Origin of the sequence: Mycobacterium asiaticum (assembly GCF_001668675.1) — a bacterium.
Classification (GTDB): domain Bacteria; phylum Actinomycetota; class Actinomycetes; order Mycobacteriales; family Mycobacteriaceae; genus Mycobacterium; species Mycobacterium asiaticum_D.
The window spans coordinates 15,641-38,899 of sequence record NZ_LZKQ01000025.1; the positions used below are offsets into that span (position 1 = coordinate 15,641).

The window sequence follows — 23,259 nt, forward strand, 5'->3', positions numbered from 1 at the left end:
GCGAAAGTCCTACGGACTCGGGAACGGCGTCCCGGTCAATATCGTGTCCGCCGACTCGACCAGCACGGTCAGCTCCAAACCGCCGGTCAGAGTGAGCAATCCGACGTTCGCGGCGATCGGATTGCCGACGGCGTTCACCAGTCCCTGCAACGGCTGGCCGTTGACCGCCTGCAGCACCCCGTCCAGGAACAGGTTGGCGTCGTAGGACGGCAGCGACACCAGCGCCGCGGTGGCGAGGTCTGCGGTCGGCAGCAGCGTCGCGTAGGCCGTCGAGAACGCGTTGGTCGCGGACCCGACGACCGCCGTGTTGGCCGACTCCAGGCCGAGCAGCAGATCCGATACCGACGGCGGCCCGGCGGGCAGGCTCAGGCCACCGGTCGCGGGCAGCAGGTCGGCCGGCGATGGCAGCTGCAGCGGACCCATTGTCGTCAGGTCCGCTGCCGCGGCGGCGATCCCCTGCGGTATGCCCTGCAGGATCGCGGGGCCCAGGGCCGCGGTGGCGCTCAGTGGCGGCAGGAACCCGAACGGGGTGGGCACATTGGCGGGGCCGGTGGAGTAGCCGAAATTCGGGTCGCCGTAGCCCCAGTTGACGATCGGTTTGAGCACCGGTTGGACCAGGTCCGCTATCGGGTTGCCGAGGAACGGAATGGCCCGGATCGGATCCAGCAATGGCAGATTCTGCGTCGGGATCAAGTAATACGTCGTCGTCGTCGGTCCTTGCGTTGGTAGGGCGATCGCCGAAGCCAGCTGCGCCGCCGTGACGCTGTCGTAGGTCGTGTGCACCGTCACCATGCCGGCCAGCGCGTTCAAATCGGAGACGATGTTGATCGGGTACCGCGGGAAATCCGCCCAGCCGTCGTATTCGAGGGTGTAACTCAAGGTGTTGAACGAATTGCTGGGCGCCGGTCCCAGCGTGGTGATGCCCAGACTCGGCAGGCTGAGCCCGGGGAAGCGCGCGTCCCAACCGCCGTTGGGATTCATCGAGTTGCCCAGCAGCACAAAGTTGATCGGCAGCGAACTCGGCGTCCCGGTGGGATCCAGCAATTGCATTTCCAATGACGCGATGTTGGCGCTCTGCGAATAGGCCACGATGTTTATCGCATTTCCGGCGGCGAGTTGCTGCTGAATCGCGTTGTTTAAGATTGTGACGCCCCGGGCAATTGCCACATCCGACGTCAGGTCTTTGATTCCACTGTCCGGGAATTCGCCGGCCGGCAGCGCAAGCGCCTGCACCAGGCCCGCCGGGAAATGGGGTTCGAGGTACTTCGCGACCACGTTGGCGACGAAGTCGGCCGGGGGTATCGGGGTTCCGCTGCCGTCCATGACCAACGTGACCAACCCGCCTGTCCCGCTACTGCCGAGCAACGGGGCGGTGAGCGCGCTCACATTCGCGGCCTCCGAGACCGTGTAGGCCTGACCTGCCGCGGTCAGCGACTGCGCGAACTGCTGATGCATCGCTGCCATCTGCGAAATGACCTGATGGCCGTCCTCGGCGAAGGCATTGAACAGGCCGGCAATCGCAGTCGAGACCTCGTCAGCGGCCGCCGACACCAGGCCCGTCGTAGCGCGTACCGCGGCAGCGCCGGCGTCGTGAACCGCCGTCCCGACGGCAGCCACTTCCGCTGCGGCCGAGGCCATTAACTGTGGTTGGGTCAGCACGTACGCCATGCAGCCATCCCTACCACCGCGGTAGGGACGTTGCGCAGAGCCGCGACCGGGCCCTCAGTCAATTCCCAGTTAGCGCAAAGAAATTGGACCGCTCTCAGCTGGCTACGGGGCTGGACCAGGTGGACCCGGAAGAATTGCCGTCCGTGCGGCGGACCCGAGTCCATGCCGAGCCGTGCGGAAAGGTCGTCGTGAATGGCGTCGCGGTGAAGGGCATTGCGTTGAAACCCTGATTGCCAGGAAATGCCTCATTCGGAGAGCAGAATGCACACAGTGCGGGACTCAGCGTGGGGTAACCGCACGCGGGGCAAACACAAGTTTTCACTGCTCCGGCTCCTGATAGGTGTTAAGTCGAACGCACCCCCCGACTACCCTCGGGTCCCACCCCCTAAACGCTTCTCTTGCAACGGTTGTTGTCGCCAAACTCGCCGCAGATGAGTGGTTACAAGACGCTTGGATCGGGGAACTCGCCCACCAGATGGTGTCCGATGGGGGCGCCGCGAGGATAGGAGCGAAAATGATCGGAACGATAGTTCTGGCGTTGGTCGTGGGCGCGATTATCGGTGTGGTAGCCCGTTTGGTCATGCCTGGCCGGCAGAGCATCGGCATGCTGATGACGGTATTGCTGGGTGCGTTGGGTGGCTTGCTCGGCTCCCTGATCACCAGCCACTTCGGCTACTCGAACGCCAACGGCGGAATCGCCTGGATCCCGTTCTTCGTCGGTGTGGGCGCCGCGGTTGTCCTGATCGCCCTCTACGAGGCGGTCACGGGACGTCGCACGCACACCCGGTTGACCCGCTAAGCGGCTAGAAATTACGAGCGTAACGCTGCGGCGAGAAATAAATCGCGCCGCGGCGTTACGCTCGTTTTTGTCTCAGCGTCGATATATGGGCAAATTCTTGCCGAGCTCGTCGAATAACGCCTGATTCAAATTGAAGGCGACCTTCACCTCGCCGACCGCCCGCTCGATTTGCTCGGCATCCAGCGCAAGGTTGTCCAACCGGATGCGGTATGCGTCCTTATAGGGCTTGGCGCGCATCGGGAATTGGTAGAACGCCAAGCCGGCGCCGTCCAGTTCGAAGGTGCGGTCCAGGATCTTGCCGACGGCCTGGCCGCCGGACAGATCGCCCAAGTACCGGGTGTAGTGGTGGGCCACCAACGCACCGCCCCACGAAGCACCGGCCAGTCGGTCGCAGTAGGACCGGGCAGCGGGTGAGTCCACCTCCCGCGCCGCTGCGGGCGCCCAGAAGTCCAGATCCGCATCGATGGCGCCCAACCGTTCCAGTGCAGGGTCATACACCGCGGCCACCAGTGGGTCGTCGCGCCGACTACGGACCGATGCCTCGAGCGCCTCGTAGATCGCGCGCAACCGCAGCAGGTAATCGGCATAGCCACGCCGGTTGACCCGGCCGGAAAGCAGTTCGGATACGAAGGGCGACCGCTCCGCGGCGTCATGCTCGACGGTCGAACCTTCCTTCATCGCCACGGAGAGAGGCTTGACGGCCTCAGTGGCGCTCTGCGACATCCTGCTCCCGTCGGTTGCTGCGGCGATTTTGCCTACTTGTCAGAACGATACGGACAAGTCGTCAGGCGCTGCATCTGTTCCCGGTGCTCGCCAATTCCGCCGCGCACCGCATGTGCGCCCAGCAGGGCGGCAAGTCCGCCCGTAAACTTCCGGGCATGGTTTTGCGGGGGCCCCGGGTCATGCGGACCCTAGTTGCCGGTGCGGGCAGGGCCGCGGCCGTCGTTGCTTGCTGCGCGACCGTCGCCGCCACCGCGTGTTCGCACAGCGGCCCGTCGGCCAACCCCACGCCTACGCCCGGCTCCCGGGCCGATGCCCTGATCGTCAGCGTGGACGAAGTCCGTCGGATCGCGAATTACGAGGAGCTGACGGCACATACCCACGCGGACCTGCGTCATCCGCCGCCCAGCGACCTCAACGCGCCCGCTCCTTGCCGGGCCGCCGGAATCAGCGACGTCACATTCGGCACCGGCTGGACGGAATTCCGCAGCGCGGGCTATCACGGGATCACCGACGACCTGAAACCGGGCGGGCCGGCCATGATCCAGACGGTCAGTCAGGCCGTCGCGGTGTACCCGGACTCCGCCACCGCGCGTGGCATCCTGCACCAGCTCGAGTCGTCGTTGCAGGACTGTGTCGCGTTGCACGACCCGAAGTTCGACTTCACTCTCGACCGGCCGGACTCCGCCACCGTCAGAATCAGCGCCAATGCGTGGAGCCACGTGTATCACGAGAAGTCGGCGGTGCTGATCAGCATCGGCGTGCTGGGGCTCGAACCGGCCGATCAGATCGCGAAGGCCATTCTGCAGACGGCCACCGACCGGCTCTGACAGACGCACCGTGGCGCTGGCGGCGTTCGGTCCGGTGAGCCGGGACAATGTCTGACGTGCGTCCTCGGCGGGTGGCCCGGCTCATCGTTCGGCTCACGATCGCGGCATGCCTGCTCGGCGCGTGCCACGCGACCCACGCGCCCCGGGCGGCGAAACCGCTCGCTACTGCGCTCTCGGTTCGGCCGGTGCTCACCACCTCCCCGTCGGGCCCAGGGGTGCCACCGGTCAGCGACGAAGCACGGGCGGCGGGCTTCGTCGACGTCCGCACCGTCGTTCCGGACGCGCTGATCGACCTGCGGTACGCGACGACGAACAACTTCACCAAGACGCAGCTCTATCCCGCCGACGCCCGCTGCCTGGTGCACCAATCCATGGCGCAGGGCCTCGTGGCGGCGGCGAACGCGTTGCGCCCCGACGGGCATGTGCTGGTCTTTTGGGACTGCTACCGGCCACACGACGTGCAGGTCAAGATGTTCCAGGTGGTGCCCAATCCGGCGTGGGTGGCCCGCCCCGGTCAGTACGCCCACAGCCACGAATCCGGCCGGTCGGTCGACGTGACCTATACGTCCGCGCAATCCCCTTGTCCCGCAGGGCAATTGGTCACCGGTATCTGCCTGGCCGAGATGGGCACCGACTTCGACGACTTCTCCGCGCGTGCCCACGCCTACGTGACGCAGGGGATCAGCGCCGCGGCCCAGGCCAACCGCAAACGCCTACGCGACGCGATGGGCTACGGGGGCCTGGCCGTCTATTCCGGCGAGTGGTGGCATTTCGATGGCCCCGGCGCGGGGGTCGACCGGCCGATCCTCAATGTGCCGGTCAACTGAGCGGGCTCACTAGGCTGCTTGCGTGAGCGACGAACCCCGAGCCGTCTACACCCACGGACATCACGAGTCGGTGCTCCGCGGCCACCGGCGACGCACGGCGCAAGATTCCGCCGGTTACCTGTTGCCGCAACTGCGACCGGGCTTGTCGGTGCTCGATATCGGTTGCGGCCCAGGCACAATCACCGCTGACCTGGCGGCTCTGGTGGCACCCGGAGAGGTGACCGCGGTCGAGGTCACCGACGACGCGCTGAACCTGGCGCGCGCCGAGGCGCAACGGCGCGAAGTGTCGAACATCTCGTTCGTCACCGCCGACGTGCACGCCCTCGAATTTCCCGACGACACGTTCGACGTCGTCCACGCCCACCAGGTGCTGCAGCACGTGGCCGATCCGGTCCAGGCGCTGCGGGAAATGCGGCGGGTATGTGTGCCGGGCGGCGTCGTCGCGGTGCGGGACGCCGATTACGCCGGGTTCATCTGGTACCCGCAGGTCGAGGCGCTGGATCGGTGGCTGCGGTTGTATACCGAGGCGGCACGCGCCAACGGCGGTGAGCCCGATGCCGGCCGGCGGCTCCTCTCCTGGGCCAGCCAAGCCGGGTTTGACGACATCACACCCACCGCCACCATGTGGTGCTACGCAACGGAGGAGACGCGCGACTGGTGGGGCGGCATGTGGGCCGATCGCATCCTGCATTCCGACCTGGCTCGCCAGTTGGAGCAGTCGGGACTGGCTACCAGAGCCGACCTCGAAGAGATCTCGTCGGGATGGCGGCAGTGGTCGGCGGCATCGGACGGCTGGTTTGCCATCCCGAACGGCGAAATACTCTGCCGCGCCTGACGCGTCAGCCGCCGTGCGCGACGATGGCGTTGCGCGCGTAGTCGGCGGCCTGATTGGCCATTCCGTTGTCGCGGTAGGTGCTGTGCGCGGCACGGTCGCGTCCGCCGGGAGAGCACACCGGATCACCGTCGACGCAGAGTTGCAGCGTCTTCGGTGCGTAGAGCGGACCGATGTTGATGGGCGGAGCGCTGCGGTCGACGAGGTGCAGGAACCAATCCGACGGCGGGGCGAACAACACCACCGCCGCGACCTTGGAAGCCACGGCCGGCGGCATCGGGCCGGTCACTCCGTCGGGCAGGGCGACGCCGTCGGGAACGGAGTCCGAAGTCGTGTATGCGGCGACGGCCGCGCCCTGGGAGTATCCGCCCAGCACGATCTTGGTATTCGGGCAGTTCGCGGCGGATGCCTCGACCTTCGAGCTGGCGTCGGCCACCCCGTCGACGGCCCGGTTGAAGTCCAGCGAGGCGGGGTAGTTGACCGGGTCGACGGCGATATTCTTGCCGGCCAGGCGGGCGTTGAGCGCATCGACGAAAGCCTGCCCGGTGGCGCCGACGCCGGGAGCCTCGAAGGTCCCACGGGCGAACACCACATCGACGTCCGGACAGCCGGGATCGGCGCCGGCGTGGGCGAGGACGGCGGCGGGCGGTGCCATCAGTGCCAGCAGGGCCAAGACGGCCGCGGCCAACAAAGGCGCCACCCGCGGAAACGACGGTGTGAGGGATCCGGTGCGGCGCAAGGTCGGCTCTTTTCGTCGATCAAATGAGGGGTCCGCCGATACGAACCTGTTGACGGGGAAATTTGTTCCGCGCGGTTTTGCACCGGGTGGCGAAGCGATCGTAATTCAGCAGACCGACGCGCGCACCGCGCCTGAATTACCACAGCGAACCTTGGACGCGGGTTTGTCAAAGGTGTTTGTGCACTTGACCGCTGGTGCGCGGTCAAGTGCCGGCGAACTCGCCCGACCTCGTTGTTGTAATCATCGTCACAATGTCGAAAGACCCAATGTCGCCGCCGCGCAAGCCAATCAATACCGGATCACGCGCCGCCGCCGGTGCCGTCGATCCGGTCGAGCCGATTGGCCGATTCGGCGCCATCGGTTATTCGGTCGGCCAGGCTCTCCAGGTCCATCCTTGCGATCACTTCATTCATGTCGAGACGCGCGATGATCGCGTCCAAATCCACGCGTGCCACGATGGCCTCGATGTCGACGCGGGCGATGATCGCGTTGATGTCGATGCGAGCCATCAGGGCGTCGATGTCGAGCCGCGAAATGATCTCGGCGATATCGAGGCGGGCGATGATGGCGTTGATATTGATCCGCCGCACGATGCGTTCCAGGCTGATGCTGTCACCCACGATCGTGTCGACCAGCCCGAAGAGTGCCCGCTCGGCCTCACGCCGCTGGCGACGTAGCAGCCCACTCACCTTCGGCAGGCTCCCGGCACTTCGACGCGGCAAGTCCTCAGTCATGGCGGCATTCTGCGGCAAAAGCGCCCCGGTGGATACCCCGTTTCGCCAGGTCAACACTATGGTATTGGCATTCTCTTTTTTTGCAAGTACGTTATGCACTGATGGATAACGCAGCCCAGACCCCGTCGGGCATACCGCTCGCGCCGGTGTATGGACCGGCCGACCTACGCAGCGAGCCACCACCGCCCGGGGAATTCCCGTTCACCAGGGGCAACTTCGCCTCGGGATACCGCGGCAAGTTGTGGACCTTCCGGCAGTACTCCGGCTTCGGCACGGCGGAGGAGTCCAATCGCCGCTACCGCTACCTGCTCGAGCAGGGCGGTACCGGCCTGTCGGTCGCGCTCGACCTGCCGACCCAATGCGGATACGACTCGGACGACCCCGATTTCGGCGAAGAAGTCGGTCGCGTCGGCGTCGCGGTGGACACGCTGGCCGACTTCGAGATCCTGTTCGACGGCATCCCCCTGGACAAGCTGAGTACCAGCATGACCATCAACGGCACCGCGGCGATTCTGCTGGCGTTCTACGTCGCGGCGGCCGAACGCAAAGGGATTCCGCGCGCCAAGCTCACCGGCACCATCCAGAACGACATCCTCAAGGAATACGCATCCCGGGGAACCTGGATCTGGCCGCCCGAACCGTCACTGCGACTGATCGCCGACACGATCGAGTTCTGCGCGGCCGAAGTGCCGAGGTTCAACGCGATCTCGGTGGCGGGGGCGCACTTTCGGGATGCGGGCGCCACGGCGGTGCAGGAGATGGCGTTCACCCTGGCCGACGGTGTCACCTATTGCGACACGGTCGTCGAACGCGGCCGGATGACCATCGACGAATTCGCGCCGCAGATCTCCTTCTTCTTCTACACGCACGGCGACTTTTTCGAGGAGGTCGCCAAATACCGTGCGGGACGGCGTCGTTGGGCCACCATCGTGCGAGAGCGCTACGGCTCCACCAAGGACAAGGCGTCGATGTTCCGGTTCGGCTGTGTGTGCGGCGGCGCGTCGCTGTATGCGCCACAGGCGCAGAACAACGTGGTGCGGGTGGCCTACGAGGCGATGGCGGCGGTCCTGGGCGGCGTGCAGTCGATGTTCACCGCGGCCTGGGACGAGCCGTTCGCGCTGCCCACCGAGGAATCCACCACGCTGGCGTTGCGCACCCAGCAGATCCTCGCCTATGAAACCGGCGTGACGCAGGTCGCCGATCCGTTGGGCGGTTCCTACTTCGTCGAGGCGCTCACCGACGCCACCGAGGCCCGCATCATCGAGATCATGGCCGACCTCGAGCAGCACGGCGGCATGGTCAGCGCGATCGAGGACGGCTACCTGCAGGGCCTGATCGCCGACGAGGCGTACCGGGTCCATCAGGACATCGAGTCGGGCAACCGCCCGGTCGTGGGGGTCAACAGGTTCGTCTCGCAAGAGCCCGAACCCGATGTCGTCACCTACGAACTCGACGCCGAGGGACGCGATCTGCAACTGAAGCGCCTTTCCAAGGTCAAAGCCGAAAGAGACAGCACCGCAGTGGAATCCGCGCTCGCCGCGCTGTCGCGCAGCGCCGAGGGGACCGACAACCTGATGCACAAGCTGATCGACTGCGCCAACGCCTACTGCACGGTCGGGGAAATGGTCTCCGCGCTCAAGGCGGTCTGGGGCGAGTTCCAGCAGCCGGTGGTGTTCTAGATGGCGCCGCGCATCCTGGTCGCCAAGCCGGGCCTGGACGGGCATGACCGTGGCGCCAAGATCGTCGCCCGCACCCTGCGGGACGCCGGCTTCGAGGTCATCTACACGGGCATTCGTCAGCGCATCGAGGACATCGCGTCGATCGCGGTGCAGGAAGACGTCGCCGTGGTCGGGCTGAGCATCCTGTCCGGCGCGCACCTGACGCTCACGGCGCGCACCATCGAGGCGCTGCGCAAGGCCGACGCCGGCGATATCGCCGTGGTCGTCGGCGGCACCATCCCGCACGCCGACGTACCCAAGCTGCTTTCGGCCGGCGCGGCGGCGGTGTTCCCCACCGGGACTTCGTTGGACACCCTGGTGCGGGACATCCGCGCGCTGACCGGCACACCCGAACCCGACCAGGAGGCGCCGTGCGCGTCGGAGTGATGATCGGCGCCGAGCGTGGCGACATGGCCCGCAAGGTGTCCAAACTGGCCGCCGACATCGAATGGGCCGAAGCCGCCGGCCTGGATACGGCGTGGATGCCGCAGGTCCCCGACGATTTCGACTGCCTGACCATGGTGTCGCTGATGGCCGCCCACAGCAGCCGCATCGAACTGGGCACCGCGGTGGTGCCGTTGCAGGCTCAGCACCCCATTGCCCTTGCCCGCCAAGCGCTTTCGACGCACGCGGTGGCCCGGGGGAGGTTGGCGCTGGGGGTCGGGCCGTCGCATCATTGGATCATTCGCGACATGCTGGGGTTGCCGTATGAGAAGCCCGCCGCCTACACCCGTGACTACCTGCAGGTGCTCAACGCCGCCATCGCGGGGCCGGGACCGGTTGACGTCGAGAACGATTCGTTCACGGTGCACAATCCGACCGTGCTGGCCGCAGACCCCCCGATGCCGGTACTGGTCGCCGCGCTCGGGCCGGTGATGCTGCAAATTGCCGGTGAACTGGCCGACGGCACCGTGTTGTGGATGGCCGACGAGCGCGCTATCGGTGAGCACATAGCGCCGAAGATCACCAAGGCCGCGGCCGACGCGGGCCGGCCCGCACCGCGGATCGTTGCCGGTATCCCGGTATGTCTCTGTGCGCCTTCGGAAGTCGACGCGGCCAAGGAGCGCGCCAACCGGATCCTGGGTGAGGCCGAGGTGTCGCCCAATTACCAGCGGCTGCTCGAACGCGGCGACGCGCGCGACGTCGGGGATCTGTGTGCCGCCGGTGACGAGGCGGGAATCCTGGCCCGGATGCGCTCCTTCGCCGACGCCGGTGTCACCGACCTGTCGGTGCGCCTGTTGCCCATCGGCGACAGCCGCGACGAACTGATCGCCTCCAAGCGCCGCACTCGCGAGATGATCGCCGAGCTGGCTGCGGAGTTGCGGTGAGCAGACGCAAAAGCACCGACACGCACGGCGTGTCGGGCGCTTTCACGTCTGGTCGCGAGGGGCACGGCGAGGGGCCGCTCGTCGGTATTCGGATTCTGGAAGTCGGCACCATGCTGGCCGGCCCGTACGCCACCATGCTGCTCGCCGACCTCGGCGCCGAGGTCACCAAGATCGAACCGGCCGGCGGCGAGATATCGCGTGGCGTCGGCGACAGCTACTTCGCCAGTCTCAACCGCAACAAGTCCAGCCGTTGCCTGGACCTCAATAGCGAAGCGGGACAACAGCAACTGGGCGAACTCGTCGCGCAGTCACATGCGCTGCTGGTCAACCTGAAGCCGTCGGCGATCCGGCGCCTCGGACTCACCTACGACGCGCTGCGCCGGCACAACGAGAAGATCGTCTGCGTGGCGATCACCGGGTTCGGCCTCGACGGCGGTGACGACCCGGCCTTCGACTATGTCGTGCAGGCCGGGGTCGGCATCGCCGCCCTGACCGGAGACCCGGACGGACCGCCCACCCTGCCCGGTTACTCCTCGGCCGACAATTCCACCGGAATGGCCGCAGCGCTGGGGCTGTTGGCCAAGATCGTCTCGGGCAGCGGGGGACAGGTGGACGTCTCGTTGCGTGACGTGATGTTCTCCCAGCTGAACTACCACGCCGCCGCGTACCTCAACGACGGCACCGAGCCGCAGCGTCGGCCCTATGGTGCGCACTCGTATTACGTTCCCGCGCAACTGTTCCCGACCGCCGACGGATACCTGGCGCTGTTCATCACCCACGACGGATTCTGGAAGTCGTTCGCGACCGAGGCGGGTATCGGCGGATTCGAGACGATGGCCGAGCGGGTGAGCCGCCGTGACGAGGTCCTGGCCGTTGTGACCGCGATGCTGGCCACCGATACCGCCGCCGGCTGGGAACGACGGCTGCGTCCGCTCGGAGTCCCCGCGGCCGCGGTGCGCACGCTGCCCGAGGCGCTCAAAGCAACGCCGGAAGTGGTGGTGTCCGCCGGGGATATGCGCTTGGTGGGCAGCCCTATTCACATCTCCGGCTATCAGCCCGACTACCTGCCGCCGCCCAAGCTGGGCGAGGGGGCTCAGGGCGCGTAGTCGGTGACGACCTCGAGCAGCCGCGGTATCGGCGGCGGGTCGAGCTGGAGCGCATCGGACATGGTCAGCTTGGCACGGCTCATGGCCTGCAGGATCGCCGCCAGGTCGTCGCCCTCGATCTCATACAGCGCGATGTAGGGTCCCTGCCCGTCGACCGGCCGCAGCCGGCGAGCCGAGACGATGCCGTCGACCGCGACCAGTTCGGACAGATGGATCTCGTCGTACCAGGTGTTGTATTCCTGTTCGCGGTCGGGCGAACTCGGATAGGTCTCGACGTAGATGATGCCCTTTGCCATGCCCGCGGCCTTTCTGGTGACTACTCGTACTGCACGGTGATGGGTGTGGTGTCCGGTATGCCTTGGCACGTCAGTATGTAGCCGTCGTCGACCTCGTCGTCATCGAGCGCGTCGTTGATCCGCATGGTCGCGGTGCCTTCGATGAGCCGGGCCATGCACGTGCCGCAGTTGCCGGCCTCGCAGTTGAACGGGGGGTCCAGCCCAGCCCGGCGCGCGCTTTGCAGCAGTGTCTCGCCAGGGACCAGCGGCACCGTAACTTTCTTGCGCTCGAGGTGGATGGTTACCGTGCCGGGCTCGGTCATGACCGCCTATCTGGGACTAGTTGCGTTCTTCACTATAGAGAATACTATTCTCACAGGACGATAGGATCTTCTCAAGCCTGTCCTACCGGAAGGACCGAAACGTGAGCGAGCCGGCCGCGCTCGTGTTCGAGGATCGGCAATTCAGCCTGCCTCAACTCGCTACGTTGACCGACGGATTGGCCGCCAGCCTGCACAAACGAGGGGTCGGCCCGGGGCACCGCGTCGCGGTGATGGCGTCCAATCGACCGGAGTTCGTGGCTGTGGTGCAGGCGCTGTGGCGGCTGGGTGCCGCAGCGGTCCTGCTCAGCCCGGCCTGGAAACGAAGCGAGGTCGAGCACGCGTTGGCGCTGACAGACCCCGCTGACGCGGTCGGCGATCATCCGGTGCTGGCGCAACTGATGCCGATGCTGCACCTGGACGAGCCGGATGAGCCCGCCGTGGCCGGGCAACCCGCGACCGCCACCGCACGGCCCGATGACGACGCGGTCCTGGTGTTCAGTTCCGGCACCACGGGGCTACCGAAGGCGGTTCGGCACACCCACGCGTCGCTGACCGCGGCGGTGCGGCATTGGCGCGATGCGCTGCGGCTCACCGAACGCGACCGCATCCAGATCGCCACCCCACCGTCGCACATCCTGGGCCTGCTCAACATCCTCACCGCGTTGCGTACCGGGGCATGGCTGCGGCTGCACCCACGTTTCGACATCGACCGGATGCTGCGCCACATCGAAACCGACCGCATCACAGTCGAAATGGCCGTCGCGCCGATTGCGTTGGCCATCGCCTCGCATCCCCGGCTCGAGTCGTACGACCTGTCGTCCCTGCGGTACATCATGTGGGGAGCCACCCCCGTGACCGCCAGCATCGCCGAGACGGTGACCCGGCGCACCGGCATCGGGTGGGTGCCTGCCTACGGAACCACCGAACTTCCCGTGATCACCTGCAACCCGCTGGGCGGGGCGCGGCTGGATTCGGTGGGCCGCGCGGTGCCCGGCGTCGAATTGCGGGTGGTCTCGCTGCAGACGGGCGAGCAGGTGGGTCCGGGCGAAGTCGGTGAAATCCAGGCGCGGTCGGATTCGCTGATGGCCGGTTATCTGCCCCACGCGGCCACGGCCGGCGCGCTCTGTGCCGGCTGGTACCGCACCGGGGACGTCGGGTGGATCGACGCAGGCGGCTGGTTGCGGATCACCGATCGACTCAAGGAGATGATCAAGGTGCGGGGGTTCCAGGTGGCCCCCGCCGAGATCGAGACCGTCCTGCACGCTCATCCGGCGGTCCAGGACTGCGCGGTCTTCGGAGTGCCCGACGGCCTCAACGGGGAAGCCGTCGTTGCCGCCGTTGCCGCCCACAACGCCTGCCAAACAACCGAATTCGCCGCCGAGCTGACCGCTCGGGTGGAAGCGCAACTGGCGTCCTACAAACGTCTGAGCCGGGTGGTGTTCGTCCCGGAAATTCCTCGCCTGCCGTCAGGCAAGGTGCTGCGCAGAGTGCTCAAGGAGAGCTATGGATGTACGTCTGACCGCTGAACAACAGCAATTGCGCGACGCCGCAGCCAAGCTGGCCGACGACCTCGGCCCGGCGGCGGTGCAGGATCTGGCCGACCAAAGCCGGATCACCCGGCTGGACAAGCAGATCGGTATAACCGGTTGGCGGTCGCTGCGCTCCGATGAGGCCTCGGGAGTCGAAGTGGCCATCGTCGCAGAGGAATTCGGTCGCCGGCTGGTCGACGCGCCATTCCTGGGCCCGGTGCTGGCCGACGATCTGGCGCGCCACCTCGACGGCGAGATCGACTCCGCCACAATCGCCGTGGACGATCTGGCCGTCGACGCCCGCGGTTACCGAAGAGCCCTGCTGTTGGCCGGCACCACGGTGTCAGCCGACGACATCGCAGGCGACGGTGGCGGCGCGGACCTCACCCGGGTCTGCGCGACGCTGTCCGGATCGCCCGCCCGACTGGGCGAGATCCCCGCCGCGGCCGCCGGCCGCTGGGTGGCCCTCGCCCTGGTCGGCACGACCGCGGACCTCGTCGGGTCGGCGCGCGGCGCACACGCGGTCGCCTGCGACTACGCGAAAATCCGTGAGCAGTACGGCAAATCGATCGGGTCCTATCAAGCCGTGGCACACCTGCTGGCCGAGAGCCTGGCCCTGATCGAGGGATCGGTGAGCGTCTTGCGGCATGCCGCGTGGGCGGTGGACGAACTCGATCCGGCCGAAGCCATCCAGGCGGCCCGGGTGGCGAAGGTCTACTGTGCCCGTGCCGCCCGAACCGTGTGCGAGACCGCGATTCAGGTGCACGGCGGCATCGGCAACACCTGGGAATGCCTGGTGCACGTGTACTTGCGCCGGGCGCTCACGTCCACCGAGCTGTGGCCGGTCAGCCTGAAGGAGGTCGCTCGTGGACTTTCGTGACTCTGCCCAGGAAGCCGAGTTCCGGGACCGGCTCCGGTCCTGGTTGTCCGTGCACGCCAAGGAATTCGGCGGATCGGGCGATGAATACTGGGCCCGTCAGGCGCAATGGCATCGAGCCCTGTACGAAGAGGGATTCTTCGGGCTGTCCTGGCCGCGTGAGTACGGCGGCCAAGAGCTGCCGCCGGTGTACGACGTGATCGTCGACGAGGAATTGGCCCGGGCCGGCGCACCGCCGCGGCCCAGCGTCGGCTATCTGGTCTTCGGGATCGGCCGGCACGGCAGCGACGCGCTGCGGCAACGGTTTTTGCCCGGCATCATCAACGGCACCGAGCGCTGGTGCCAGGGTTTCAGCGAACCGGGCGCCGGGTCGGACCTGGCCTCGCTGACCACTACCGCCACCAAAGACGGCGACAACTACGTCATCCACGGGCACAAGATCTGGACCAGTTATTCCGACGTCGCCGACTGGTGCCTGCTGCTGGCCCGTACCGATCCGGAGGCCAAACGGCACCGCGGCCTCTCGGCGTTCGTCCTCGCGATGAAACAGCCTGGTGTGCAACAGCGTCCGCTGCGCATGATCAACGGTGTCACCAACGAATTCGGTCAGGTGTTCTTCGACGGCGCCACGGTGCCGGCCGATCGCATGGTGGGTGCGCCGGGCGACGGCGGGGCCGGCGCCATGACCGTGGTCGGGCACGAACGCGAACCATCCACACTGGGTTACGCGGCGCGCTACAACAAGCTGGTTCGGGAGTTGGTGGCGCGCAGCGACGGCGAGGTGGACGACGACGTGGCATGGGCGGCGGTCGAAGCGCAGATGCTGACGCACCACGTGCGGCGCCGGCTGTCCGAACAACTCGACGGGGTGTCGCACGGCCCGGAGGGCTCGCTGGACAAACTACTGATGACCTGGGTGGAACAATCCGTGGGGCACGCCGCGCTGGCGGTCGGCGGCACCCGCGACCCGGACCTGCTCAGCGCCTACCTGTACAGCCGCGCGCAGAGCGTGATGGGCGGGACATCGCAAATACAGAAGAACATCATCGCCGCACGAATCCTGGGATTGGGAGTCTGAATGTATGACATGCCAAGCGAAATCGACGTCCGCGCCGACGGCGCGCTGCGCATCATCACGCTCAACCGTCCCGACGACCTGAACGCCGTCAACGACAATCTGCACGTCGGGCTCGCCCGGTTGTGGCAGCGGCTCACCGACGATGCCTCGGCCCGTGCCGCGGTGATCACCGGCAGCGGCAAAGCATTCTCCGCCGGCGGCGATTTCGCGTATCTCGCCGAGCTGGCCGAGGATGCCGAGTTGCGTGCCAAGACCATTCGCGACGGGCGGGAGATCGTGCTGGGCATGGCCCGGTGCCGGATTCCGGTGATCGCGGCCGTCAACGGGCCCGCGGTCGGACTCGGCTGCAGTCTGGTGGCGCTCAGCGACCTGGTGTTCATCGCCCCCGACGCGTTCCTCGCCGATCCGCACGTACAGGTGGGGCTGGTCGCCGCCGATGGCGGACCACTGACCTGGCCGCTGCACATCAGCCTGCTGCTGGCCAAGGAATATGCGCTCACCGGCACCAGAATCCGTGCCGAGCGGGCCGTCGAACTCGGCCTGGCCAACCACGTGGTCGACGATCCGGTCGCCGAAGCCATCGCCTGCGCGAAGCGCATCATGGAGCTTCCGCAGCAGGCGGTGGAAAGCACCAAGCGGGTGCTCAACATCCATCTGGAGCGCGCCGTGCTCGCCAGCCTGGACTACGCACTGTCCGCCGAGCATCAGTCGTTCGTGACCGAGGACTTCCGCTCGATCGTCAGCAAGCTCAACGCCGGCAAGAACTGAACGGCCGCGGATCGGGGCCGCGAGCCAAACCACACTGCGAATTCAAGGTCGCGATATCGCAGTGTGGTTCGGCTCGTGAGCAGATCTAGCCCAGCGACACCAGATCCGCGACGGAATCGCGGGGCAGGTCGTCACTGCTGACCGCGGTGATCACGGCTTCGGTGAGCTCGATCGCGCCGCCGTGGTTGTCGAGAAAGGCGGTGTCGGCGGCGTCCCGCCCGGTGGCGATCCGCACCATCGTCTGTCGCGGCGCCAAACAGGTCGCATCCACCACCCGCCAGTGTCCGTCAACCAGCGCTTCGGCCACCGCATGGAAATCCATCGGCTGACAACCGGGTGCATACACCGCGACCAACCGGGCGGGAACATTGACCGCTCGCAGCAGCGCGACCACCAGGTGCGCGTAGTCGCGGCACACGCCGGCGCCGGCCAGCAGCGTGTCCGTGGCCCCATCGATCGGATCACTGGACCCCGGAACGTATTTCAGCCGCGTCCCCACCCAGGACGACACCTTCTCCAGTAGGGTCACCGAGTTGGTGTACTGGCCGAACTCGGTGGCGGCGAAGCCGAAGAACTTGTCCGATTCGGCGTACCGGCTGGGGCGCAGATACGTCGAGATGTCGATGTCGTCGACCGGTAGCGGGTCCGCCGTGCCCACGACGGTGGCCTCGTAGTTGACCCGCAGTTCACCACCCCCGACGTCCGCGGTGTGAATCCGGGTGCCGTGCTGCCCGCTGATCTCCTTTAACGAGATCGGCGTGCCGTCCAAAGTGGCAGTCAATGACTCGCTCACTTCCAGCCCCGGCAGGGTTGCGGCGGCGATCTGAAACTCCAGCGACGTCGGATCGGTCACGTTGACCCCCAGGCTCGCCCCGACCTCACGCTTCATCGACGCGCCCCCTTTGTTCCGAATTCGTCGTAGCTTCATCGTGTGCAGCCAATCACGCTGCGTCTATACCCGCATCTCGTGGCTGGTCAACCAACGTCGTGCCAGCGAAGAAATTCCCGCATCACCGTGTCGAATTTCTGCGGCTCTTCGATGAACGGCAGGTGGGCGCTGTGCTCGAACAACTCGAACCGCGAGCCGTCGATGGTTTCGTGCATCTCCCGCATATCGTCCGGGGAACATTCGTCGAACCGGCCCGCAAGCAACAAAGTGGGCAGCGCGATCTCACGCAGCCGATCGCGCACATCCCAGTCCCGGATGGTCCCGACGATATGAAAGTCGCTGGGGCCGAACATCGTTTCGAAGATCTCGGTTCCCATGTTCTGGAATGCCCGATAGAGATCGTCGGGCCAGGGGCGTGCGCGGCACAGGAACGTCTCGTTCCAGGTCATGATCGCGTCCTGGTATTCCGCGGCGCCTGTAGTACCGGCCGCCTCGTGACGGTCGATCGCGTCCTGCGTCGCCGCGTCCAACTGCGACTTCAGCCGCGTCACGTGCTCGGCGAACCGGGGTATCGAGGCGGTGCTGTTGGAGATGGTCAGGCTGACCGCACCGGAGGGCATGTCGAGTACGTACTGCTGGGCCAGCATGCCGCCCCACGAGTTGCCGAAGATGTGGAAAGCGTCCAACCCCAGGGCCCGGATGACGGCGTCCATCTCGGCCACCGAACGCTCCATCGTCCATAAGGAGCGGTCGGCTGGTCGGTCGGAATTGCCGCAGCCCAACTGATCCCAGAACACGACGGGCCGCTCGTCGGCCAGGCGCTCGAGGGAACTGAGGTAGTAGTGCGGCAGCCCCGGCCCGCCGTGCACCACGAGCAGCGGCAACCCCGGCGTTCCCGGGCTCGTCGGGCCCACCCGCCTGAACCAGACCGTGCCGCCGGGCACCTCTATCGTGCTCACCCGACACTTCCTTGCAACTCAGACTCTCGCGATGAGAGAATAGTGTTCTCGTTTCTTGGCTTGCTGAACTGGAGATAGCCCGTGCCCGACGACGTCATCCTAGGTGAGGACACCTCGACGGTCGTCGAGGTCGCCGCCGCCTAGCGTCACCGATGGACGTCTCCGAGCTGATTTCCCGAGCGCGCAGCGGCTCGCCGCGGGCCGCGGGCCGGTTGCTGAGCCTGGTCGAGAGCGACCGTCGCGACGAGGTGCTGGCCGTTATCGGACCGTCCACCGATGTGCGGGTCATCGGTATCACCGGTCCGCCGGGAGCCGGCAAGTCGACGACGATCGCCGCGCTGGTCGGCGCGTACCGGGAGCAGGGCCGGCGGGTGGCCGTATTGGCCGTGGACCCCTCGTCACCGTTCAGCGGGGGAGCATTGCTGGGCGATCGCATCCGAATGACCGCGCACATCAACGACTCTGACGTCCTGATCCGCTCGGTGGCCAGCCGCGGACATCTCGGCGGCCTGGCGGCGGCCGTGCCGGCAGCCATCCGGTTGGTCGGTGCCATCGGATACCACGTGGTCCTGCTGGAAACCGTCGGGGTGGGCCAGTCCGAAATCGAGATCGCGGCCGTCGCCGATCCGACGGTCGTAATCCTCAATCCCGGGGCGGGCGACGCGGTGCAGGCCGCGAAGGCGGGCCTGCTCGAAGTCGCCGACGTCGTCGTGGTCAACAAGGCCGACCGCGACGGCGCCGAGCAGACGGTGCGGGATCTGCGGGCGGAAACGGCCGCCCCGATCGTGAGTCTCGTCGCCGCCCGCGGCGACGGCGTGCCGGAGCTGGTGGCCGCGATCGACGCCCATCATCGCGCCGACAGCCGCGCCCGCCGGTTGGCCCGGGCGCGAGCACAGATCCTGTCGCTGGCCCAGACTTTGCTGCGCAACCGGACAGACCTCGACCGGCTCGCCGAGGCGGTGGTGGACGGACGCGACGACCCCTATACGGCGGCCGCCCGGTTGTTATCGCCTGCGCCGCAACAAGACTGAGCGGCAACTAATTGAGCAGGCCCTGGCGCATCGCTTCGGCGACAGCGGCGGCGCGGTCACTGACGCCGAGCTTCTCGTAGAGACGCTGCACATGGGTCTTGACCGTGGAGGGTGCCACATAGAGCTCGCCGGCGATCGCCGGAATGCTCTGGCCCTGCGCGATACGGTTGAGCACCTCGCGTTCGCGCGCGCTGAGCACCGGAGCGCTGGGTGCGGCGCGCTGGCGGATCTCGCCGGCCAGACCGCCGACCAGTGCGGGCGCCACCACGTCACGGCCCTCGGCGCAATCGAGTACCGCTTTGACGATCTCGGTGCGAGTCGAATCCTTCAACAGGAATCCGGCGGCGCCCTGCTGCAGAGCCTGGTACACGATCGCCGACTCGTCGTGCGCGGAAATCAGCAATACCCGGGTCGGTAAATCGTTGCTACGCACCGCCGCCGCCACCTGCGCGCCGTCCATCTTCGGCATGCGGTAGTCCAGCAGGGCGACGTCCGGCAAATGCTCCTTGATCAACTCGAGGGCGGCCGAGCCGTCATCCGCCTCGCCGACGACGTTCACCGAACCGCTCAGCGAAAGCGCGCGCACGACACCCTCGCGAAACAGCGGGTGATCATCGCCGACCACCACCCGCACTTTCTCAGGCGTCCCCGCGCCGACCATGGCGAAAGTGTAGCGGCTGCCGGCAAAGGCTCACCGGATCCGATGAGTACGGTGGTTCCGTGGCGACCAGTGACGTCGAACTGGACCGGGTGCGCCGGGTGCACCAGCTACGGTCCTACCGAATAGCCTCGGTACTCCGGATCGGCGTCGCGGGACTCATGATCGCGGCCATGCTCATCGGCACTCGGCAATCCGAATGGGCGCAGCAAAGCATTTTGATCGGCGCCTACGCGTTCACCGCGGTCTGTTCGTTGGTGCTGGCATACGGCCCGTCGCGCCGACGGATCGGCATGGGCTCACTGGACGAGATGCGCCGGCTGGAGCCGTTCGCCTTCACCGCGATCGACGTGGTGGCGCTGACGGGATACCAATTGCTGTCCACCGACGGCATTTATCCCCTGCTGATCATGACGCTGCTGCCGGTGCTGGTCGGCCTTGACGTCTCCACGAAGCGGGCCGCGGTGGTGCTGGCCTTCACCCTGGTCGGTTTTGCGCTCGCGGTCGTCCAGGACCCGGTGATGGTCCGCACGATCGGCTGGCCCGAGGCCGTCTTCCGGTTCGCGTTGTATGCGTTTTTGTGCGGCACCGCGCTGGTGGTGGTGCGCATCGAGGAGCGGCACGCACGGTCCATCGCCGGGTTGAGCGCGTTGCGCGAGGAGTTGCTGGCGCAGACGATGACGGCATCGGAGGAGTTGCAGCGCCGGATCTCCGAATCCATACATGACGGAGCCCTGCAAGACGTGCTGGTCGCCCGCCAGGAGCTGATCGAATTGCAGAGCGACGACCCCGACGACGAGCGGGTGAACCGCGCGCTGGCGGGGTTGCAGAGCGCCTCGGAACGGTTGCGCCAGGCCACTTTCGAGCTGCATCCTGCGGTTCTCGAGCAGGTCGGGCTGGGTGCCGCGGTGCAGCAGTTGGCCGGTTTCACCGCCGCCCGCTCGAGCATCGAAATCATCACCGACATCGACTATCCGATCCGCGATGACATCGATCCGATCGTGTTCGGCGTGGTCCGCGAGTTGTTGTCCAATGTGGTGCGTCACGCCCGTGCCGAACACGCATCGGTCAGCCTGCGGATCAACGGTGCGAGTTGTGTGCTGGACGTGGCAGACGATGGTGTGGGGGTCAACGACGACACGATGGCGCGACGGCTGGGCGAGGGGCACATCGGACTCGCCTCGCACCGCGCCCGCGTCGACGCCGCCGGCGGCACCTTCCTCTTCCTCCCCACCCCGGCCGGCACACACGTGCGCGTGCAGTTGCCGGTCAGGGTTTGACGGACTCGCCGGTGGCCGCCGCGTAGCCGGCCCGGTATCCGAATACCATTGCCGGGCCGATGGTTCCGCCGGCGCCGCCGTATGCGCGGCCGGTGGCCCCGGCCATCGCGTTGCCCGCGGCGAACAGCCCGGCGATGGGTTGACCGTTGACATGCAGCACCCGGCCGTCGCGGTCGGTCCGCGGGCCGCCCTTGGTGCCCATTGCGCCGATGTGGACCGGCACCGCGTAGTAGGGGGCGGTGTCGATGGGTCCCAACGTCTTTCCGGCCAGGGTGGTCGCGCGGTCGTCGCCCCAGTAGCCGTCATAGGCACTGGAGCCGCGACCGAACTCGGGATCGGCGCCCGCGGCGACATTGCGGTTCCACTGCGCGACGGTGCGGGCCAGGCCGGCCGCGTCGATGCCCGTCTTCACGGCCAGCTCGGCGAGGTCGGCCGACTCGCAGAACCAGTCCGGCACCGGTTCACCCGGCGCGGTGCCGAGAAATCCGTAGTTGCGCAGATGAATTGCATCGAACACCATCCAGCCGCGGTCGTTGACGTAGCCGCCGCGCGGATCAAGATAGTGGAAGGCGCCGGCCATCGAGTTGTAGTCGCATGCCTCGTTGACGAACCGCCGGCCGGCCTGATTGACGATGATGCTGCGCGGACGGGTCCGTTCCAGCCGCACACTGCGGCTGCGCTGCCTGCCCTCAATGGTGTCGTTCGGGATCCGCACGATCGGCACCCACCACGCCTCGCCCATGTTCGCCAGGTCCGCACCCAGCGCCATCGCCATGCGCAACCCGTCGCCGGTGTTGTTGGGCGGCGACACGGCGCCGTGCATGGGCCCACGCAGAAAAGCTTGCACCAGAACGGGATCCCATTCGAATCCGCCGGTGCCCAGGATGACCCCGCGGCGCGCGCGGACGTTCATGCCCGCCTCGGGCCCGGCAATCCGGACTCCCGCGACACCCTCGGAGTCGACGATGATTTCGGCGGCGCGCGAGTTGGTGCAGGGCGTCACCCCCAGGTCCAGCAGACCCTTCAGCAGGCCGGCGATCAGCGCCGTGCCGGCGACACAGAGGTCTCCGGCGCGCTCCACCTCGGCGTGCAGCCGGGCCCGGGTTTCCGCGTCGAATCCGACGTTGGACCAGTCGGCCGGGAACGCGGTGATGCGGGTGGCCCACTCACCGAGCCGGCCGAGGTCGAACGGCGCCGCACTCAGCGATCGACCTCCGGTTGGCTGCCCGCCTGGCAACTCGGGCTGGTAGTCGGGGAAACCGGTGGCCACTTCGAACCGCAAGCCGCTGTGGTCCTCGACGAAGTCGAGCATCGACGGGCCGGTCCGCACGAAGGTGTCCACGAGTGCGTCGTCCATCGAGCCGAACGACTGCGCGCGCAGATACTGCAAGGCGTCCTCAACCGTCAATGCCCGGTCTGGACAACGGTTGTGGGCCGGGATCCAAGCGATGCCACCGGAGACGGCGGTGGTTCCGCCGACCGTTCCAGCCTTTTCGTACACCTGGACCGTGGCGCCGGTGGCCGCCGCGGTGAGCGCGGCCGTCAGGCCGGCGGCACCGCTACCGAGCACCACGACGTCGTATTCCTGATCCCAGTCGGTCAAAGGCATGGTCCTTTCAGCTCAAGACCGCGGACAACCGCTCTGCGGCCCGGATGACGGCCTCCTTGCCACGCATCACCACGTCTTCCCGATGCGAGATCAGGTTGATGCACGTCGGCGGCGAGGGCGCCGGGCGATGCACCGGCACCGCGAGGCCATAGGTGTTCGGTTCGATTTCACCGTGTGTGGTGATCCAGCCGCGCTGGCGCGCTTCGGTGACCAGGTCGCGCTCGGCCGGCCGCGGGGGCATGCTCGCCAGCAGCGCGATCCCGGCCGCACCACGATCCAGCGGGTAGCGGCTGCCCTCGTGGAAGGCGAGTTGGTAGGCGACCTGAGTCGGCACGATCACCGCGATCGCGACCTGTTCCTCGCCCTCGGCCACCAGCAACGACACGGTGGTGCCCAGCTCGTCGGTCAGCGCCCGCAGCGTCGGCAGGCAGAGTTGGCGCACGTTGCGGTCGAACGATGCGCCCAGCGTGGCGAGCCCGGCGGCCGGCCGATAGCGGCCGTCCTCACCCTTGGATACCAAGCGGAATTGGGCCAGCGTCGTCAGCAGCCGGTACGCAATGGTGCGGTGCACGCCCACCTGGTCAGCGACTTCCTGCATGGTGAGCCCGGTCGAGGAGGCCGCGACCAACTGCAGCGCGGTGAGTCCCCTGGCCAGCGTCTGCGAACCCGTCACGGTCTTGAC

The 23,259-nt window shown here is 67.0% G+C and carries 25 protein-coding genes; 14 read left to right on the top strand and 11 right to left on the bottom strand.

The features are described from left to right. Positions 1–9 precede the first annotated feature (9 nt). The gene (locus A9X01_RS01825; RefSeq protein WP_065119026.1) at positions 10–1,668 is read right to left on the bottom strand and encodes a PE family protein; all 1,659 of its coding nucleotides are present in this window, start codon (positions 1,666–1,668) and stop codon (positions 10–12) included. Between the two features lie 514 nt (positions 1,669–2,182). Here A9X01_RS01825 and A9X01_RS01830 point away from each other — a divergent pair. Next, a complete protein-coding gene (locus A9X01_RS01830; RefSeq protein ID WP_065036692.1) occupies positions 2,183–2,467 on the top strand; it encodes a GlsB/YeaQ/YmgE family stress response membrane protein in 285 nt (94 codons plus the stop codon). A gap of 72 nt (positions 2,468–2,539) precedes the next feature. Here the strand turns inward: A9X01_RS01830 and A9X01_RS01835 are convergent, their stop codons facing one another. Further along, positions 2,540–3,190 carry a biliverdin-producing heme oxygenase gene (locus tag A9X01_RS01835; RefSeq protein ID WP_065119027.1) on the bottom strand — a complete coding sequence of 217 codons (651 nt, stop codon included), beginning with the start codon at positions 3,188–3,190 and terminating at the stop codon, positions 2,540–2,542. Between the two features lie 179 nt (positions 3,191–3,369). Here A9X01_RS01835 and A9X01_RS01840 point away from each other — a divergent pair, with 179 nt between their 5' ends. From A9X01_RS01840 to A9X01_RS01850, 3 genes are all read left to right on the top strand, one after another. Next, positions 3,370–4,017, top strand: coding sequence for a sensor domain-containing protein (locus tag A9X01_RS01840; protein WP_065119073.1), 648 nt, complete (start codon positions 3,370–3,372; stop codon positions 4,015–4,017). A gap of 83 nt (positions 4,018–4,100) precedes the next feature. Next, entirely contained in the window at positions 4,101–4,844 is a 744-nt protein-coding gene (locus tag A9X01_RS01845; RefSeq protein ID WP_436405220.1) for a M15 family metallopeptidase, read from the top strand. Between the two features lie 22 nt (positions 4,845–4,866). After that, complete coding sequence (locus A9X01_RS01850; protein ID WP_065119028.1) at positions 4,867–5,679, top strand: class I SAM-dependent methyltransferase; 813 nt, start codon at positions 4,867–4,869, stop codon at positions 5,677–5,679. A 4-nt stretch (positions 5,680–5,683) separates the two neighbouring features. On the opposite strand, the gene A9X01_RS01855 is transcribed toward A9X01_RS01850, so the two are convergent. Together A9X01_RS01855 and A9X01_RS01860 are read right to left on the bottom strand one after the other, a co-directional pair. After that, positions 5,684–6,331, bottom strand: coding sequence for a cutinase family protein (locus A9X01_RS01855; RefSeq protein WP_081282155.1), 648 nt, complete (start codon positions 6,329–6,331; stop codon positions 5,684–5,686). Between the two features lie 383 nt (positions 6,332–6,714). Next, a complete protein-coding gene (locus A9X01_RS01860; RefSeq protein ID WP_155771874.1) occupies positions 6,715–7,248 on the bottom strand; it encodes a hypothetical protein in 534 nt (177 codons plus the stop codon). Between the two features lie 2 nt (positions 7,249–7,250). On the opposite strand from A9X01_RS01860, the gene A9X01_RS01865 reads away from it, so the two are divergent. From A9X01_RS01865 to A9X01_RS01880, 4 genes are read left to right on the top strand one after another with little or no spacing between them, the layout of a single operon-like run. After that, positions 7,251–8,828 carry a methylmalonyl-CoA mutase family protein gene (locus tag A9X01_RS01865; RefSeq protein ID WP_065119031.1) on the top strand — a complete coding sequence of 526 codons (1,578 nt, stop codon included), beginning with the start codon at positions 7,251–7,253 and terminating at the stop codon, positions 8,826–8,828. Beyond that, positions 8,829–9,254: a cobalamin B12-binding domain-containing protein gene (locus A9X01_RS01870; protein WP_065119032.1), complete on the top strand. Its 426-nt coding sequence runs from the start codon at positions 8,829–8,831 to the stop codon at positions 9,252–9,254. Beyond that, positions 9,239–10,195: an LLM class F420-dependent oxidoreductase gene (locus tag A9X01_RS01875; RefSeq protein WP_065119033.1), complete on the top strand. Its 957-nt coding sequence runs from the start codon at positions 9,239–9,241 to the stop codon at positions 10,193–10,195. The genes A9X01_RS01870 and A9X01_RS01875 overlap by 16 nt, the downstream gene beginning before the upstream one ends. Before the next feature lie 29 nt (positions 10,196–10,224). After that, positions 10,225–11,301 (top strand): CaiB/BaiF CoA transferase family protein, encoded by a 1,077-nt coding sequence (locus tag A9X01_RS01880; RefSeq protein ID WP_301336918.1) that lies wholly within the window; start codon positions 10,225–10,227, stop codon positions 11,299–11,301. Here the strand turns inward: A9X01_RS01880 and A9X01_RS01885 are convergent. Continuing rightward, positions 11,289–11,597, bottom strand: a complete 309-nt coding sequence (locus A9X01_RS01885) for a DUF4286 family protein (protein ID WP_065119034.1) — start codon at positions 11,595–11,597, stop codon at positions 11,289–11,291. The two genes, A9X01_RS01880 and A9X01_RS01885, sit on opposite strands and share 13 nt — an antisense overlap. A 20-nt stretch (positions 11,598–11,617) precedes the next feature. Further along, complete coding sequence (locus A9X01_RS01890) at positions 11,618–11,899, bottom strand: 2Fe-2S iron-sulfur cluster-binding protein (RefSeq protein ID WP_065119035.1); 282 nt, start codon at positions 11,897–11,899, stop codon at positions 11,618–11,620. Between the two features lie 101 nt (positions 11,900–12,000). Between A9X01_RS01890 and A9X01_RS01895 the strand changes: the two genes are divergently transcribed. From A9X01_RS01895 to A9X01_RS01910, 4 genes are read left to right on the top strand one after another with little or no spacing between them, the layout of a single operon-like run. Continuing rightward, positions 12,001–13,425, top strand: a complete 1,425-nt coding sequence (locus A9X01_RS01895; RefSeq protein ID WP_065119036.1) for a class I adenylate-forming enzyme family protein — start codon at positions 12,001–12,003, stop codon at positions 13,423–13,425. After that, the gene (locus tag A9X01_RS01900; protein ID WP_065119076.1) at positions 13,403–14,308 is read left to right on the top strand and encodes an acyl-CoA dehydrogenase family protein; all 906 of its coding nucleotides are present in this window, start codon (positions 13,403–13,405) and stop codon (positions 14,306–14,308) included. Before A9X01_RS01895 ends, A9X01_RS01900 begins: the two co-directional genes overlap by 23 nt. After that, the gene (locus A9X01_RS01905) at positions 14,295–15,383 is read left to right on the top strand and encodes an acyl-CoA dehydrogenase family protein (protein ID WP_065119037.1); all 1,089 of its coding nucleotides are present in this window, start codon (positions 14,295–14,297) and stop codon (positions 15,381–15,383) included. Before A9X01_RS01900 ends, A9X01_RS01905 begins: the two co-directional genes overlap by 14 nt. Then, positions 15,384–16,151 (top strand): enoyl-CoA hydratase/isomerase family protein, encoded by a 768-nt coding sequence (locus tag A9X01_RS01910; protein WP_065119038.1) that lies wholly within the window; start codon positions 15,384–15,386, stop codon positions 16,149–16,151. Positions 16,152–16,236: 85 nt separating this feature from the next. On the opposite strand, the gene A9X01_RS01915 is transcribed toward A9X01_RS01910, so the two are convergent. Both A9X01_RS01915 and A9X01_RS01920 read right to left on the bottom strand, forming a co-directional pair. Next, on the bottom strand, positions 16,237–17,040 hold the full coding sequence (locus tag A9X01_RS01915) for a transglutaminase-like domain-containing protein (RefSeq protein ID WP_065119039.1): 804 nt from the start codon (positions 17,038–17,040) through the stop codon (positions 16,237–16,239). Between the two features lie 86 nt (positions 17,041–17,126). Next, positions 17,127–17,999: a proline iminopeptidase-family hydrolase gene (locus A9X01_RS01920; protein ID WP_065119040.1), complete on the bottom strand. Its 873-nt coding sequence runs from the start codon at positions 17,997–17,999 to the stop codon at positions 17,127–17,129. 152 nt (positions 18,000–18,151) lie between these two features. Here A9X01_RS01920 and meaB point away from each other — a divergent pair, with 152 nt between their 5' ends. Further along, positions 18,152–19,030: a methylmalonyl Co-A mutase-associated GTPase MeaB gene (gene meaB, locus A9X01_RS01925; RefSeq protein WP_065119041.1), complete on the top strand. Its 879-nt coding sequence runs from the start codon at positions 18,152–18,154 to the stop codon at positions 19,028–19,030. 7 nt (positions 19,031–19,037) lie between these two features. Here the strand turns inward: meaB and A9X01_RS01930 are convergent, their stop codons facing one another. Continuing rightward, entirely contained in the window at positions 19,038–19,691 is a 654-nt protein-coding gene (locus A9X01_RS01930) for a response regulator (protein WP_065119042.1), read from the bottom strand. A gap of 59 nt (positions 19,692–19,750) precedes the next feature. Here A9X01_RS01930 and A9X01_RS01935 point away from each other — a divergent pair, with 59 nt between their 5' ends. Then, positions 19,751–20,968, top strand: coding sequence for a sensor histidine kinase (locus A9X01_RS01935; RefSeq protein ID WP_065119043.1), 1,218 nt, complete (start codon positions 19,751–19,753; stop codon positions 20,966–20,968). Here A9X01_RS01935 and A9X01_RS01940 read toward each other — a convergent pair. Together A9X01_RS01940 and A9X01_RS01945 are read right to left on the bottom strand one after the other, a co-directional pair. After that, positions 20,958–22,577, bottom strand: a complete 1,620-nt coding sequence (locus A9X01_RS01940) for an FAD-dependent oxidoreductase (protein WP_065119044.1) — start codon at positions 22,575–22,577, stop codon at positions 20,958–20,960. The genes A9X01_RS01935 and A9X01_RS01940 overlap by 11 nt on opposite strands. A 7-nt stretch (positions 22,578–22,584) precedes the next feature. Then, positions 22,585–23,250: an IclR family transcriptional regulator gene (locus A9X01_RS01945; RefSeq protein ID WP_155771875.1), complete on the bottom strand. Its 666-nt coding sequence runs from the start codon at positions 23,248–23,250 to the stop codon at positions 22,585–22,587. Positions 23,251–23,259 lie beyond the last annotated feature (9 nt).

Coding starts and splice junctions, on each gene's coding strand:
- A9X01_RS01885 (WP_065119034.1), bottom strand. CDS start 11,597: ATGGCAAAGGGCATCATCTACGTCGAGACCTATCCGAGTTCGCCCGAC.
- A9X01_RS01830 (WP_065036692.1), top strand. CDS start 2,183: ATGATCGGAACGATAGTTCTGGCGTTGGTCGTGGGCGCGATTATCGGT.
- A9X01_RS01865 (WP_065119031.1), top strand. CDS start 7,251: ATGGATAACGCAGCCCAGACCCCGTCGGGCATACCGCTCGCGCCGGTG.
- A9X01_RS01870 (WP_065119032.1), top strand. CDS start 8,829: ATGGCGCCGCGCATCCTGGTCGCCAAGCCGGGCCTGGACGGGCATGAC.
- A9X01_RS01940 (WP_065119044.1), bottom strand. CDS start 22,577: ATGCCTTTGACCGACTGGGATCAGGAATACGACGTCGTGGTGCTCGGT.
- A9X01_RS01910 (WP_065119038.1), top strand. CDS start 15,384: ATGTATGACATGCCAAGCGAAATCGACGTCCGCGCCGACGGCGCGCTG.
- A9X01_RS01835 (WP_065119027.1), bottom strand. CDS start 3,190: ATGTCGCAGAGCGCCACTGAGGCCGTCAAGCCTCTCTCCGTGGCGATG.
- A9X01_RS01855 (WP_081282155.1), bottom strand. CDS start 6,331: ATGGCACCGCCCGCCGCCGTCCTCGCCCACGCCGGCGCCGATCCCGGC.
- A9X01_RS01915 (WP_065119039.1), bottom strand. CDS start 17,040: ATGAAGCGTGAGGTCGGGGCGAGCCTGGGGGTCAACGTGACCGATCCG.
- A9X01_RS01930 (WP_065119042.1), bottom strand. CDS start 19,691: ATGGTCGGCGCGGGGACGCCTGAGAAAGTGCGGGTGGTGGTCGGCGAT.
- A9X01_RS01900 (WP_065119076.1), top strand. CDS start 13,403: ATGGATGTACGTCTGACCGCTGAACAACAGCAATTGCGCGACGCCGCA.
- A9X01_RS01825 (WP_065119026.1), bottom strand. CDS start 1,668: ATGGCGTACGTGCTGACCCAACCACAGTTAATGGCCTCGGCCGCAGCG.
- meaB (WP_065119041.1), top strand. CDS start 18,152: ATGGACGTCTCCGAGCTGATTTCCCGAGCGCGCAGCGGCTCGCCGCGG.
- A9X01_RS01890 (WP_065119035.1), bottom strand. CDS start 11,899: ATGACCGAGCCCGGCACGGTAACCATCCACCTCGAGCGCAAGAAAGTT.
- A9X01_RS01840 (WP_065119073.1), top strand. CDS start 3,370: ATGCGGACCCTAGTTGCCGGTGCGGGCAGGGCCGCGGCCGTCGTTGCT.